8 protein-coding genes are annotated in these 14,354 nt (G+C 64.4%); 1 reads left to right on the top strand and 7 read right to left on the bottom strand.

Features of this window, described 5'->3' with window-relative positions:
- A partial coding sequence (locus UW3_RS27760) for a CoA-acylating methylmalonate-semialdehyde dehydrogenase (protein ID WP_010226924.1) occupies positions 1–1,462 on the bottom strand: 1,462 nt, incomplete at its 3' end.
- Positions 1,463–1,598: 136 nt separating this feature from the next.
- On the opposite strand from UW3_RS27760, the gene UW3_RS0125725 reads away from it, so the two are divergent.
- Positions 1,599–2,546 carry a LysR family transcriptional regulator gene (locus tag UW3_RS0125725; protein ID WP_010226925.1) on the top strand — a complete coding sequence of 316 codons (948 nt, stop codon included), beginning with the start codon at positions 1,599–1,601 and terminating at the stop codon, positions 2,544–2,546.
- 1 nt (position 2,547) lies between these two features.
- Here the strand turns inward: UW3_RS0125725 and yfiB are convergent, their stop codons facing one another.
- The 6 genes from yfiB to recC form a co-directional block, all read right to left on the bottom strand.
- A complete protein-coding gene (yfiB, locus tag UW3_RS0125730; RefSeq protein WP_026001547.1) occupies positions 2,548–3,039 on the bottom strand; it encodes an outer membrane lipoprotein YfiB in 492 nt (163 codons plus the stop codon).
- Positions 3,040–3,051: 12 nt separating this feature from the next.
- A complete protein-coding gene (dgcN, locus tag UW3_RS0125735) occupies positions 3,052–4,323 on the bottom strand; it encodes a diguanylate cyclase DgcN/YfiN (RefSeq protein WP_010226927.1) in 1,272 nt (423 codons plus the stop codon).
- Complete coding sequence (yfiR, locus tag UW3_RS0125740; RefSeq protein ID WP_010226930.1) at positions 4,320–4,895, bottom strand: regulatory sequestration protein YfiR; 576 nt, start codon at positions 4,893–4,895, stop codon at positions 4,320–4,322. The genes dgcN and yfiR overlap by 4 nt, the downstream gene beginning before the upstream one ends.
- Before the next feature lie 113 nt (positions 4,896–5,008).
- Entirely contained in the window at positions 5,009–7,090 is a 2,082-nt protein-coding gene (recD, locus tag UW3_RS0125745; protein WP_010226932.1) for an exodeoxyribonuclease V subunit alpha, read from the bottom strand.
- On the bottom strand, positions 7,087–10,776 hold the full coding sequence (gene recB / locus UW3_RS0125750) for an exodeoxyribonuclease V subunit beta (protein ID WP_010226933.1): 3,690 nt from the start codon (positions 10,774–10,776) through the stop codon (positions 7,087–7,089). Before recB ends, recD begins: the two co-directional genes overlap by 4 nt.
- The gene (recC, locus tag UW3_RS0125755) at positions 10,773–14,252 is read right to left on the bottom strand and encodes an exodeoxyribonuclease V subunit gamma (RefSeq protein WP_010226936.1); all 3,480 of its coding nucleotides are present in this window, start codon (positions 14,250–14,252) and stop codon (positions 10,773–10,775) included. Before recC ends, recB begins: the two co-directional genes overlap by 4 nt.
- Positions 14,253–14,354: the final 102 nt, after the last annotated feature.

Below are 14,354 nucleotides of genomic sequence, written 5' to 3' on the forward strand. Positions count from 1 at the left end.
TGACGGTCTTGGTCTGAGTGTAGAACTGCACCACCTGTTTGCCGTACGGGCCCAGATCGCCGAGCTTGGAGCCGCGCGAGCCGGTGAAGCTGAAGAACGGTACCGGCACCGGAATCGGGATGTTGATGCCGACCTGGCCGACGTCGATCTCGGTCTGGAACTTGCGCGCCGCCGCGCCGCTCTGGGTGAACAGGCCGGTGCCGTTGCCGAAGGGGTTGCGGTTGACCAGGGCGATGGCTTCGTCGAGGGTGTCGACTTCCAGCACCACCAGTACCGGGCCGAAGATTTCCTGGGTGTAGATCTGCATGTCGGTGGTCACCCCGGAGAACAGGGTCGGGCCGACGAAGTTGCCTTGCTCGTAGCCCGGCACGCTGACCTCGCGGCCATCGAGCTCAAGCGTGGCGCCTTCCTTGATGCCGTTTTCGATCAGGCCCAGCACCCGTTCCTTGGCGCGCTTGGAAATCAGCGGGCCGACATCGGTGCCCGGCTCGCTACCGGCGTTGACCTTGAGCTTGGAGGCCAGCTCCTTGAGCTCCGGCAGCCACTCGCGGGCCTTGCCCACCAGCACCGCCACCGAGGTGGCCATGCAGCGCTGACCGGCCGCCCCGAAACCGGCACCGACCAGGGCGTTGAGGGTTTGCGTGCGGTTGGCGTCCGGCAGCACCACCGCGTGGTTCTTGGCCCCCATCATCGACTGCACACGCTTGCCGTGCTGGCTCGCCAGGTTGTAGACGTGGGTGCCGACTTCGGTGGAACCCACGAACGAGATGGCCTTGATATCGCTGTGGGTGCACAGGGCATCGACCACCTGCTTGCCACCATGGACGACGTTGAGCACGCCGGCCGGCACACCGGCTTCGATTGCCAGCTCCACCAGCATCATGGTCGACAGCGGGTCCTGCTCGGACGGTTTGAGCACGAAGGTGTTGCCGCAGACGATGGCCATCGGGAACATCCACAGCGGGATCATCGCCGGGAAGTTGAACGGGGTGATACCGGCGCAAACGCCGATCGGCTGGCGCAGGGTATAGGTATCGACGCCACCGGCGACGTTCTCGGCGAATTCGCCCATCTGCAGGCTGCCGATGCTGCTGGCATGCTCGACCACTTCCAGGCCGCGGAAAATATCGCCTTCAGCGTCGGCGATGGTCTTGCCCTGTTCGGCGCTGAGGACCACGGCGATGCGCTTGGAGTGTTCACGGATCAGCGCCTGCAGCTTGAGCATGATGCGCATGCGCGCGCCGATCGGGGTGTCGCGCCAGGTCTTGAACGCACGCTGGCCGGCGGCAATCGCGGCGTCGACTTCTTCGGCGGTGGCAAAGGGTACACGGGCCAGCACTTGTTGGGTGGCCGGGTTGACCACATCACGCCATTCGCTGGTTTTCGATTCGACCCATTGGCCATCGATCAGCAGCTTGACCTGCTCGACCTTGGTCTGGCCGGAAGTAAGGGATGCGTTCATGTGCGTTCTCCTGAAATTGTTGTTAGGGAGAGATCGACGCCGCCGGGTCAGCCACAGCGGGCGCTTGGGTCCAGGGCTTTTTTGGAGTATAGATGTGCAAACATCTAATAAGAACGCACATAAAAGCCGGACCAACATGCAAAAAAACATCACTTCCCTGGGGTCGTTGAACTGGGATGACCTGAAGTTCTTTCTCGAAGTGGCGCGCACCCGCAAGGCCAGCAGCGCGGCCAAACGACTGGGTGTCGACTACACCACCGTGTCGCGGCGGATCAGTTCGCTGGAGGTGGCACTGGGCACCCTGCTATTCGAAAAATCACGGACCAACGGCTTTGTCCTTACCGCCGAGGGCCAGCGCCTGCTCAGCTATGCCGAGTCGATCGAGAGCACCCTGCACATGGCCTGCGAACAGGTGTCGGGCTCCGGCGTGGCGCTGTCGGGGCATGTGCGCATGGGCTGCACCGAGGGCTTCGGCAGCTTCTTTGTCACCCCGCAACTGAGCCATTTCGTCGACGCCTACCCGGCGATCTCGGTGGACATCCTGCCGCTGCCGCACTTCATCAGCCTGTCCAAGCGCGAGGCCGACATCGTCATCGCCCTGGAGCGCCCGGAACATGGGCCGTACGTATGCTGCAAGCTGTGCGACTACCGCCTGCGCCTGTACGCGACCCAGGAATACCTGGACAGCCACGAGCCGATCACCCGCAGCAGCGACCTGGCCCGGCATCAGTTCATCAGCTATGTCGACGACCTGGCCTTCAGCTCCGAGCTTCTGTACCTGGCCAACCTGATCCCGGCCGCCAGCGCCAACCTGCGCAGCACCAGCGTGATCGCCCAGTACGTCGCGGCCCAGCAGGGGCGCGGCCTGGCGATCCTGCCGTGTTTTCTGGCCGCGCAGGATCCGCGCCTGGTGGCGATTCTGCCGGAGGAGGTGGCGATTACCCGGCAGTTCTGGATGTACTGCCGCGAAGACTTGAGGAAACTGAAGCGGATTACCCTGCTATGGGATTACATCCGCAATGTCACCGAGCGCAACACCCCGCTGCTGATGGGCGAATCGCGCACGATGAGCTTTGCCGACTGATTCAGTCGGAGGCGACCACGATCGACACCCGGCGGTTTTCCAGGCGTCCGGCGCGGGTGTCGTTGCTGGCCACCGGCTCGCTGCTGCCCAGGCCACGGGTTTCGACGTTCTCGGCACGCATGCCAATCGCAATCAGCACCTTGGCCACGCTCTGTGCCCGGCGCGTGGACAACTGCTCGTTGTAAGCGGCGCGGCCCGAAGCATCGGTGTGGCCATCGACGCGCACGCTCTGGATGTTCACCGACAGCAGCGACTTGCCAATGCGCTCGACAATGCTCCGGCTCTGGGCGTTGAGGGTGTCGACATCGCTGCCGAACAGCACTTTGCTCGACAGGCCGAACTCCCAGCCTTCATCGGTGAGCTGGAAGCCCTCTTGCTTGAGCAAGGCAATCTGTTCGGCAGTGAGGCCCTTGGGCGGCACGCTCTGGCAACCGCCCAGGGCGAACAGCGCCAGGACCAGGCAGATAACGTGAAAACGTAGACGTTGGCTCAGGTGAATCACGGTTCAGCTCCTGTTTTTTACGTGATGGGCAGAGCGCTCCGTCTCTGCCATTTGCCCCTGCCCGCGCAGGTTGCGCTTGGCCTGATACATCGCCGCATCGGCGGCATTGAGCAGATCTGACGGGCTGCGGCCGTCATCGGGGAAATAGGCGATGCCGATACTCAGCGAGGTAATGATGCTCCGCCCTTCGCTCAGGCGGATCGGCAACTTCATGCTGGCGGCAATCTTCTCGGCAATGCGCAAGGCATCTTCGCGCGTGTGCAGCGGCGCCAGCAGCACCGCGAACTCGTCCCCACCCAGACGGGCAACCAAGTCATTCTCGCGCAGTTGCGCGCGCACCCGCATGGCTACGCTGATCAGCACTTCATCGCCCGCGGCATGGCCAAAACTGTCGTTCACCTCCTTGAAGTTGTCACTGTCGAGAAACAACAGTGCCAGATGCTCCTGGTGCTTGTCGGCATTGCGCAGGGTGCGGCTCAGGCGGCCCTCGAAAAACGCCCGGTTCGGCAGACCGGTAAGGCTGTCATGGCTGGCCTGGTGGGCAAGGCTTTCATTTTCGCTTTGCAGGTGGCTTTGCCAGGACTCCAGCTCGTCAAGCAGGGCGTTGAAGTCATTGCCCAGTTCATTGAGCTCGGCAATCTGCGCCGCTGGCACACGGCGGTCGAAGCTACGTTCGCGGCGCGCGGCATGAGCGACATTGGCCAGACTGCGCAGAGGCCCGACAATATCGCCAAACATCCGCCGCGACAGATAGAGGGCGCTAAAAGCACTGAGTGCCGTGCACAGGAGGATGCCGGCCAGGCCACTGAGCAGGAAGCGCACCAGGCTACCGCCCTGGCCCACCAGTTCAATGTGCCCGACCTGCTGGCCCTGGTGCAGCACCGGCAAGACGATCGGTTCTTCCAGCAGGCTGCGGGCAATCACTTGCTCGGTCTGCGCCAGCAAGCCGCTCTCACTGCGCTGCCAGCGGGCCAACAGTACACCGTCATCATCGAAAACCTTGGCATCGGCCACCTCTTCAGTGGTGGCGATCAGTGCCAGCGCCTCGTTGGCCGCACCGGCATCGTTGAACACCACCGCCGCTTCCACGGTGTAGTTGATCGAACGGGCAATCAGGTGCAGGTTGTGATTGGCGTACACGCGCAAGGCCAATACGCCGAGCACGGTCAGGGAAACGCCGGCCAGGCCGACCGCCAGCAGCGCGACGCTCAGGTGGCGGCGTCCGAGGACGGCACGCAGGGTCGGGCGCTCGCGCCCCTTGCCAAAGCCAATCATGGTTGCGCCGCCCGTCGCCGCGATAGCTGCAGCACACTGGGGTGAATGCGCACGCCGCTGCGCGCCACCGAGTCGAGGTTGACGTCAAAGGCCACCTGGCGGTCGCTGACCCGCAGGCAGAACAGGCTGCCAACCGTGCACGGGTCGTCGGCTTCGCTCATGCTCAGGACCGGATGGCCGCTCACTGCAGTGAACAGCCGGGCGCGTTCGTCCTGGCTGAGCTTGCCGATATAAATCGCATCGCATTCATTGGCGATACGCGGGTCGTCGGCCAGCAAGCGGCGCACCTGTACCGGGCGGCCGGTGGCCTGGGTAGTGCCCTTGACCAGGTCGTCGGCGTATTCGGTCGGGCCGATCAGGCACAAGCGCAGTTGCACCGGTTCAACCGGCCAGCGTGCATAGCTGAGGATACCCAGCACCACCTGGGTGACGGCCTTGGCCCGCTGCTCGGCCAAGTTCGAAGTGGATCCAGCCTCGGCACCGGCCTGCGACGCGAACAGCAACAACAATGCGGTCAGCAGCGAACGCGTCAGGCTCCTCACGCGTCCCGATGTCGGGGCGGCCAGATTCATGAAGGAAATCTCTTAAGACCATGCAGGATGATGCCGCAACGATAGCACAGAGGCCGATTTTCCAGCGAGGCAGCAGCCCGCCGATGATCCGGTAAAAGGCCGAATCGCCGTGGTTATACCTGCTCCAGCATCAGCCCGGAGATCCGTTTGACCTTGCGCCGCACCGCGTCCTCGAACACGCCCTGGCGCGGCTCGATCAAACTGAAGCAGGTCTTGGCCCGGGTGATACCGGTGTAGATCAACTCCTTGGTCAACACCGGGTTCAGGGCGTCCGGCAGCACCAGCGCAGTATGGGTGAACTCCGAGCCCTGGGACTTGTGCACGGTCATGGCGAATACCGTTTCGACTTCGTTGAGGCGGCTGGGCAGTACGAAACGCACACCGCCGTGCCCGTCGTTGCGGGCGAAAGCCACGCGCAGCACGTGCTGCCCGTCATGCTGCTCGTCCGGCAGGCGCAGGGCGATGCCGATATCGCCATTCATCAGGCCCAGACCGTAGTCGTTGCGGGTCATCAGCACCGGACGGCCTTCATACCAGGGCTGTTCACTGTCGATCAGCCCGGCGGCGCCGAGTACCCGGCCAACCCGCTGGTTCAGGCCCTCGACACCCCAGGGCCCCTTGCGCACGGCGCAGAGCAACTGGAAGGTCTCGAAGCCTTGCAGCACCTGCATGGCCCAGGTCTCCCAACGCGGATCCTCCACCGGCGTGCCGAGTGGCGGGCGCTGCTGGCGGAGGGTCTGCAGGTAGCTGCGATAGCCCTGGGGCCCGGCGTTGCCGCGGCCCAGGCCTTCGAGCAGCAGGCGATCGAAGTTGCGATCCTGCTCGCCGCGCAGGCTCAGGGCAAACACATCGTCCTGCTTCTGGTTGAGCAGGGCCCGTGCCTGTTCGGCATCCTGGCGGTTGACCAGGCGCGCCAGCTGGCCGATGCCACTGCCTTCGCCGAAGCGCCGCGAGTAGCGCAACATCACCACTTGCTGCGCCAGGGGATACTGCCCGGCGCTGCCAGGCAGCAGCTCGCTGGCGGCCAGGGCTTCGCCACTGACCTGCTCCAGCCAGGCCTGCGTCTCGGGGCTATAGCGCCCGGCTTCGGCATCGCGGCACAGGTCACCCAATACCGCACCGGCCTCCACCGAGGCCAGCTGGTCCTTGTCGCCCAACAGCACCAGGCGTGCGTGAGGTGGCAAGGCGCCAAGCAGGTTGGCCATCATCTCCAGGTCTATCATCGAGGCTTCGTCGACCACCAGCACATCCAGCGGCAGCGGGTTACCGGCATGGTGACGGAAATGCCGCGAGCCCGGGCGACTGCCGAGCAGGCGGTGGACGGTGGAGACGTCGGTGGGAATGTTCTCACGAACCTCGGCGGCCACCGCCAGGCGCTCGACCTGCTGGCCGATGGATTCGGTCAGGCGCGCGGCGGCCTTGCCGGTCGGCGCTGCCAGGCGGATGCGCAGCGGGCGGCCGGCCTCGACGGCGGGCGCTTGCAGCAAAGCCAGCAAACGCACCACCGTGGTGGTTTTGCCGGTGCCCGGCCCGCCGGTGATAATGCTGAAAGCGCTGCGCGTAGCCAGGGCGCAAGCGAGCTTTTGCCAATCCACCTGGCCAGTGGGCGCACCGCCGTCGAACAGTTGCGCCAACCGCGCGCAAAGGTCCACCGGGGTTGGCTCGACCTGCTGCAGGCGCTCGCGCAAGGCGTTGTCGATCCGCCGCTCGTAGGCCCAATAACGGCGCAGGTACAGGCGCTGGCCGTTGAGCACCAGCGGGCGCGCGCTGTCTTCATCGCTGCCGCCATGGGCCACCAGGCGACTGCGGCTCAGTTGCTGCAGCCAGGTGTCGAGCGCCAGGCGCTCAAGCAGTTGCGATGGCAACAGCAACGGCCCGGCCAGGGCATCGCCTTCGGGCGGAAGCGACAGGGCGAAATCCGGTTCGGCCAGGGTTTCGCCCAGGTCCAGGCACACATGGCCATGGCCCAGTTGATGGCTGGCCAGGGCCGCCGCCAGCAACACCAGGGGTTCGCCGCCCGGGTCGCGCTCGCCGAGAAAACTCACAAAGGCACGATCCAGCGCACGCAGCCAGCCCCGTTCGACCCAGCGATCAAGCAAGGCAAGCAGGTCGGCGCTCTTGCCCAACGGCTCCAGCGCCGCCAGGTGGCGGGCATCCAGCGGCGTCGGCAACAGGTCGTCGAGGCTACGGCTCATGGTGCGTCTCCGAGAAACAGGTCGTGTTGTTGCGGGGTGCTGACACCGCGGAACAGGGCGTCGAGCTGCTCGATCAGCTCACGCGGTGGCTTGGCGAAATACAAGCCGCGGGATGCCGAATCGACACCGCGCAGGAAGATGAACAGCGCGCCGCCGACATGCCGGTCGTAGTCATAACCGGGTAGCCGTGCGCGCAACTGGCGGTGCAGGGCAAGCAGGTAGAGCACGTACTGCAGGTCGTAGCGGTGGCTGAGGATTGCCCCTTCCATGGCCAGTTCGCTGTAGGCCTGGTCATCAGGGCCGAGCCAGTTGGATTTGTAGTCCGCCACGTAGTAGCGGCCGTCATGTTCGAAGGCCAGGTCGATAAAGCCCTTGAACATGCCATTGAGCAGCGCCGGTTGCGCGGCCAGGCGTGCGACGCCCTGATGGGTGTATTCGCACACCAGTTGATCGAGCCTGCCGACATCGACCTTGTGGCTGGCAAACCAGAACTCCATTTCAATCTGGTACTGGTCCAACTGGCTCAAGGACAACGGCGAACTGTCAGGCGCCAGGGCCATGGGTTGCTCGAGCAATTGCTGCAACCATTTGCTGAGGGTCGGGATCCAGCCGGTCCAGTCGCGGCGGTTGCAGCGCTGGCCAACGGTACGGGTCAATTGCTCGGGGGCAGCGCTGACCTGGGCGAAACCTTCATGCCCGGCCCATTCGAGCAGGCCGTGGAGGAAGGTGCCGGGGTTCGGCCCACGGGGGAAGCGATGAATATCACCGCTGCCGGGCATGACTTCACGCAACTGCTGCAGATCGGGCCGCTCGTCATCAAGCAGTTGTTGCGCCTGGGAGCTGTCGGCCGCCAGGGTCATGGCCTCTTCGCCGATACGCAAGGCGCTGTAGGAAGCGATCCACCAGTTTTCCGCAGCCCGGCGTTTGGGCTGGCGTGCGGGCAGCAGTTCGGTCTGGTTGCGTGGGGCGCTGTAGGCCTGTTCATCGGGCACTGGCAAAGCGATGCTGGCGATGGATGGGCAACCGGATTGCAAAGCCTGCAGCCAATCGCCCAACTGGGTCGAGGCTGGCAAGGCGCTGCCGCCGCCCAACAGGTAACCCAGGGCCGAACGGTGCAAGGTCGAGGTCTTGCCGGTACCACGCTTAAGGTCGGCGACACCAAGCCAGCAGGCATGCTGGGCGCGGGTCAGTGCCACGTACAGCAGGCGCAAGTCCTCGGCCAGGCGCTCATCGTCGGCCAGGGCGATCTGGTCGGCATCCGGGGTCAGGGTCAGGTGTGCCTGGCCTTCGCTGTCGTGCCAGGCCAGTGGCAAGCGCGAGCCATCCACCGGCTTGCTGGTGCAGATGAAGGGCAGGAACACCAAGGGATACTCCAGGCCCTTGGACTTGTGGATGGTCACCACCTTGACCAGTTGCTCATCGCTTTCCAGGCGCAGGATCTGCTCCTCGCCGGCCTGCCCGGAACTGGCCAGGTGTTCGCCCAGATGACGAATCAACGCCTGCTCACCATCGAGCTCGGTAGCCGCCTGTTGCAGCAGCTCGGCCAGGTGCAGCAGGTTGGTCAGCACCCGCTCGCCATCGCTGCGGGCGATCAACACCTGCGGCAGGTCGAAGTCGTGCAGCAGGCGCCGCAGCATCGGCAACACCCCCTGGCTGCGCCAGATCAGCCGGTACTGGCGGAACTGCATGACCCAGCGCTCCCAGACCCGCTCATCCTGGTTCAATTGTGCCAGGGCGCTAAGCGGCAAGTTGAGGGTGATGCTCGCCAGCGCGGCCTTGAGCAGGCGCTCGGCGTCCGGCTCGGCGCAGGCCTTGAGCCAGGCCAGCAGGTCATGGGCCTCCTGGGCGGCGAACACCGAGTCTTTGTCCGACAGGTACACGCTGCGTACATCGCGAACCGCGAGCTCGGCTCGGATCAACTGCGCCTCGCGGCCATCGCGTACCAGAATGGCGATGTCCGACGGCAGGCAGCCGCGCAGTGGCTGATCAGCCTGAACGAAACCACTGCGCCCCTGCTGCCCGCCATTGAGCAGGGCGACGATCTGACTGGCGCAGCTGGCGGCCAGTTGCTGGCGATAAACGGCGCCGGACACCGGCTCTTCACTGCTCAGTTGCCAGAGATTCAGTGCGGGTACCGGCGAGCCATCGACCTGCAACTGCTCGCTACGGCCCTTGGCCTTGACCTCGAGAAACGGCACCGGGTTGTCGCTGCCGTCGCGAAACAGGAAGGCGCCACGCCCCTGCTCGCGCACTTCGGCCTGCATGAACACATGGTTGACCGCCGTGACCATGGCCTGGCTTGAGCGGTAGTTGGTATCGAGGCTGTGCAGGCGCCCGGCCGTGGCCCGTCGTGCCCCCAGGTAGGTGAAGATGTCGGCGCCGCGGAAGGCATAGATCGCCTGCTTGGGGTCGCCGATCAGGAACAGGCCGGTGTCGCGAACGTTCTCTTCAATCCGGTAGATGCGCTGGAAGATCCGGTACTGCACCGGGTCGGTGTCCTGGAATTCATCGATCAGTGCCACCGGGAACTGCTCGCGGATCAGCCCGGCCAGGCGCTCGCCAGCATCGCCATGCAGCGCATGGTCGAGGCGCAGGAGCATGTCGTCGAAACCCATCTCGGCGCGGCGGCGTTTCTCCTGTTCGAAGCGTGCGCCAACCCAGGCGGCGGCATGTTCGAGCAGACAGGCATCGGGAGTGGGCAGCCCCTGGAGCTGATCACGCAAACCTTCCATTGCCTGCAATGCCGGGTGACTTGGCGCTTCGCCCTTCCAGGCTTCAGCCATGCCGGCGCGGGTAAAGCGACTGAAGCCGGTACCCAGGTCCAGCTCCAACGCCTGATCGTCCTCGGCCCAGGCCTTGAGCTTTTCACACCAGGGCTCGAAGTAGCGCGCCTGCATCTTGCGCCCGTCGACCTGCTTGGCGGCCAGGCCCTCACGACAGATCTGCAGCAACTCGCCGGACCATTGCGCCCAGGGCGCCTTGAGTGTGCGCAGCAATTCAGCGCGTTGCTCCAGCACCGCGTCGATCAGCGCCTGCGGCTCTTCTTCATTGCTGTCGATGTGCTGGCGCCCGAACAGCGCGCGCACCCGGGGCAGCAAGGTTTCAGGGCTGACCCAATGGGTGCGTACCCAGGCCAGCGCATCGCCCTGCATGCTGTAGCAGAAGCGTCGCCAGTAATCACGCATGACCTGGCCCAGCAGGTCGCTATGGTCGGTTTCCAGGGTCTGGGTAAACAGGCTGCCGCTGTCGAAGGCATGCTCGCGCAGCATGCGCTGGCACCAACTGTGGATGGTCGATACCGCGGCTTCGTCCATCCACTGCGCGGCCATATCCAGGCGGTTGGCACAGGCGGCCCGCAGCGACGGCTGATAGTCATCGCGCAGTTGCTGGAGCAAGGGATCGGCTTCGCTCAATTCACCACGGAAGTAGCGCGCGGCTTCTGCCAGGCGGGTGCGGATACGCTCCCGCAGTTCCTTGGTAGCGGCGTCGGTGAAGGTCACCACCAGGATCTGGGGTGGCAACAGCTCGCGGCCAAAGCCCTGCTCGCCGCCATGACCAAGCACCAGGCGCAGGTACAGCGCCGAGATGGTGAAGGTCTTGCCGGTCCCGGCGCTGGCTTCGATCAGCTGACTGCCGTGCAGGGGAAAGGTCAGGGCCAGGGGGGCTGGGGCAACAGCAAGGCTCATCGAGCGCTCTCCTCTTTGCCCAGCGTCTGCCAGGGCGCTTCGAACATCGGGCGGTACAGGGCTTCGCACCAGCCTTCGAACTCTTCACTGGCACTGAGTGCCGCGAAATCGCTGAACTGCCGGGCCAGCGCGGTGCTTTCGCTGCGCTCGCCAAAGGTATTCTGGCCATCGCCGTCGTAAGCCTTGGTCGCCGCGGCCAGGGCCTTGTCTGGATCGCTCTGGGCCAGCCAGGCAAAGGCGGTCTTGACGGCTACCGGCAGGGGCGCATTCATACCGGCCTGGCGGGCCAGCAACAGATCACCCAGCAGCTCGGCGGCGCGGGCCTGCTCCAGGGGCGCGAGCAATAGGGTGATGTCGGTGGCGACCACCGCGTTATGCAGCTTCAGGCCAACCGCACAGGCCGCCAGGTGCATGACCCAGGTCGGCGTCAGACGGTGCCATTTGAGGGTGCGGCCATTGCTGATGCCGTTGGGCAAGGTCGTGATGCTCAGCAGCGAATCATCTTCACGCTGATAGACCCGGCCCAACCAACCTTCGAGCTTGAGCTGGCGGTACTCGAAACGGATTGGCAGGGCGTTGTCCACAGGCATCGGCCATTGCTGCAGCAACTGTTGATAACGCTGCAGCACGCCGGGCAACGGCTCGATCAGTTCGGCCTGCAGGCAATCTCCGAAGCCTGCCAGCGGCAACAACCCGTAGCCCTGCAAACGCCGGGCCTGGGTGGTCAGTGCCCGCTCGCTGTCTTGCGGGTCGGCCAGGGCTGCGGCCAGCAGGCTTTCGCTCAGGCTGTAGCGCTGCAGGGCATCGAGCACAAACGGCTCTTCATCGGCCAACGGCGCTTCCACCGACTCGAAGAACACTTTCAAGCGTTGGCTGAAAAAGTGCCGAAGCGGATGGCGGAGAAAGTCCTGCAGCAAGGTCAGGGTCAGCGGTTCATCGCTGCTGTACGGCGGCAGCTCATCCTCTGGCTTGAGCTGTTGTTCGTCAGGCAGATGCAGCGTGCGCCACTCGCGGGCATAACTGAACAGGCCGCTGCCTTTGTGGAAGTAGCGCGCACTGAAGGGCTGCAATGGATGCTCCACGGTCAGGGCATGCAGCAACTGCTCACCGGCATTGAGCTTGCCGCCAGCGGCAGCGCCGGCCAGACGCCAACCGCCAGCCAGGTGGTCGCGCAACTGGCCGATCAGCACCGAGGCCGGGCGTTCGCTGTTGTCGCGGATGCTGCGCCCGACCCAGCTGACGTACAGCTGGTCACGGGCCGAAAGCAGCGCTTCGAGCAACAGGTAACGGTCGTCCTCACGCCGCGAACGATCACCCGGACGGTAGTCACTGCCCATCAGGTCGAAGTCCAGCGGCGGTTGCGCACGAGGATAGTCGCCATCGTTCATGCCCAACAGGCAGACCACCTTGAACGGGATTGCGCGCATCGGCATCAGGGTGCAGAAGTTCACTGAACCGGCAAGAAAGCGCTGGGACAAGCGGCCCTGGTCGAGCCCGGCCAACCAGGCTTCACGCACCACGGTGAGCGGCAGCAAGTCTTGCAGGCCGACTGATTCACAGGTCTGCAACCAGGTTTCACGCAAGGTCTGCAGTTGCACCAGCAGATAGTCGTCATGCTCGGTTTCTGCGAAGAAGAACACTTGCAGCAAGGCATGCAGGCGCTCACCCCACTCGGCCGCCGTTGCCGCTTGAGACAGTTGTTCGTGGGCGATTTCCAGAGCGTCGAGCAAGGCCACCAGCGGGCCGATCAAGGCAGCATCCAGGCCGCCGATTTCATCGAATGGCTCGATACCATCACACCCTTCACCGACACCGACGGCGTACCCCAGCAGCATGCGTCGCAAGCCGAATCGCCAACTGTTCTGTTCGAGGTTTGCCGGCAAGCCGAGGCCGGCGCGTTGCTCGGCGTTCAGCCCCCAGCGGATACCGGCGCCTTCGATCCAGCGGTGCAGGGTTGGCAGGTCGCTTTCCTTGATGGCGAAGCGCGCACGCAAGGCGGGCACATCCAGCAGGTCGAGGATCTCGCTGACCGCGAAACGGCTGTCGGGCAACTTCAGCAGGTGTTCCAGGGCAATCAGCAGCGGGTCGCGGCCACGCTGGCCCTGGTCGGTCAGGGTGAAGGGGATGAAGCGTGGGTCGTTGCGGTCCAGCTGGCCGAACACGGCGCGGATGTGCGGCGCATAGGTATTGATGTCCGGGAGCATGACGATGATGTCACGGGGGCGCAGCGTCGGGTCGGCACTGAAACGGGCGAGCAACTGGTCGTGGAGGATTTCCACTTCACGCTGCGGGCTGTGGCCGACATGGAAACGTACCGAGCGATCTTTGCCTGGGTCGACGTCTGGCCAACGCTCGCGGGTTTCAGCCAGCGGACGCAATTCAAGAATGTCGTCCTGCAACTGGTTGAGCAGGCTCTTGGGCTCGTTGTCGCTGAACAGGTCGATGCGCCCGTCGCTGAAGGCTGCGCGATAACTGCCAGGGTCGTCATAGCTGTCGAGCAGGTTGATGTAGTCGCGGCCCTGCTTGCCCCAGGCGGCCAACAAGGGATGAGCGTGCTGGTGCAGGGTTTCGGCGTCGATCAGGCTGGGCATGCCCTGCTTGCGCTGCTGGCGCTTGTATTGATGACGTAGCAGGTCCTTGTCGGCAACGATGTCGGCCCAGTGATGACGGCAGGGGTTGTGCACGCAGAGCAGCACCTGGCTGAAACGAGCCAGGCCGGCCAGCGCTTCCAGCGCCTGGGCGGGCAGCGAGGAAATGCCGAAAACGATAACCCGTGACGGTAAGCCAGGCGGTGCCTGCTCCAGGCTGTTGATGCGCTCGATGAAGCGTTGATGGACACCGGCGCGGCTCTGGGCCATGCCCTCTTCTCCGACATCCAGCAGCAAGGCGCGCCACAATTCGGCCTGCCAGCAGTTGGCGGGCGGCAGTGGTTTTGATTCGCCACGGGCGGTATTGAGCACATGGCGACCGGCTGCCCAGTCCTTGAGCCAGTCGGCACGATACACCTGATATTGGTCGAACAGGTCGGCCAGGCGTTCGGCCAACTGGTAGCGCTTGCGCAGGTCGTTGTCGTCGGTGAGAAAGCGCTGCAAGGGCTCGAAGTGCGGTTTGTCGATGACCTCCGGCAGCAGGCGCATCAAACGCCAGGTCAGCGGCGCCTTGTCGAGCAGCGATACCTCGGGGATTTCTTCGCGGCCCAGCACCTTGCGGTACAGCTGCCACATGAAACTGCCGGGCAGCTGCACCTCGACTGCGGCGGCGATACCGCAGCCGCCTTGATCGTCGTCTTGAGGGTCTTCGGCCAAGGCCAGCTTCAGCCACTGGGCGATGCCGTTGCTTTGCACCAGGGCGATTTCGTTTTCCAACGGTGCCAGCGGGTAACGCCGCATCCAGCTCACCACCAGGCTGCGCAGTTCATCCAGGCGGTTGCCGTGAACCACCATGAAACCTGGTATGAGTGGGTTTGCGTGCGGCATTGGGCATCCTTGAGGCTGTGCGGGCAGGGGGAAACCTTATCATGCTCGGGGAGCCTGACTGTGTTGTGCAACAGCCAGAAAGACAAAACCCCTACCTGCGTA

It is taken from the genome of Pseudomonas donghuensis, from assembly GCF_000259195.1.
Classification (GTDB): Bacteria; Pseudomonadota; Gammaproteobacteria; order Pseudomonadales; family Pseudomonadaceae; genus Aquipseudomonas; species Aquipseudomonas donghuensis.

Bases quoted from the DNA above. Each gene is read 5' to 3' on its own strand.
- dgcN (WP_010226927.1), bottom strand. From the start codon at position 4,323: ATGATTGGCTTTGGCAAGGGGCGCGAGCGCCCGACCCTGCGTGCCGTC.
- recB (WP_010226933.1), bottom strand. From the start codon at position 10,776: ATGAGCCTTGCTGTTGCCCCAGCCCCCCTGGCCCTGACCTTTCCCCTG.
- UW3_RS0125725 (WP_010226925.1), top strand. From the start codon at position 1,599: ATGCAAAAAAACATCACTTCCCTGGGGTCGTTGAACTGGGATGACCTG.
- recC (WP_010226936.1), bottom strand. From the start codon at position 14,252: ATGCCGCACGCAAACCCACTCATACCAGGTTTCATGGTGGTTCACGGC.
- yfiR (WP_010226930.1), bottom strand. From the start codon at position 4,895: ATGAATCTGGCCGCCCCGACATCGGGACGCGTGAGGAGCCTGACGCGT.
- recD (WP_010226932.1), bottom strand. From the start codon at position 7,090: ATGAGCCGTAGCCTCGACGACCTGTTGCCGACGCCGCTGGATGCCCGC.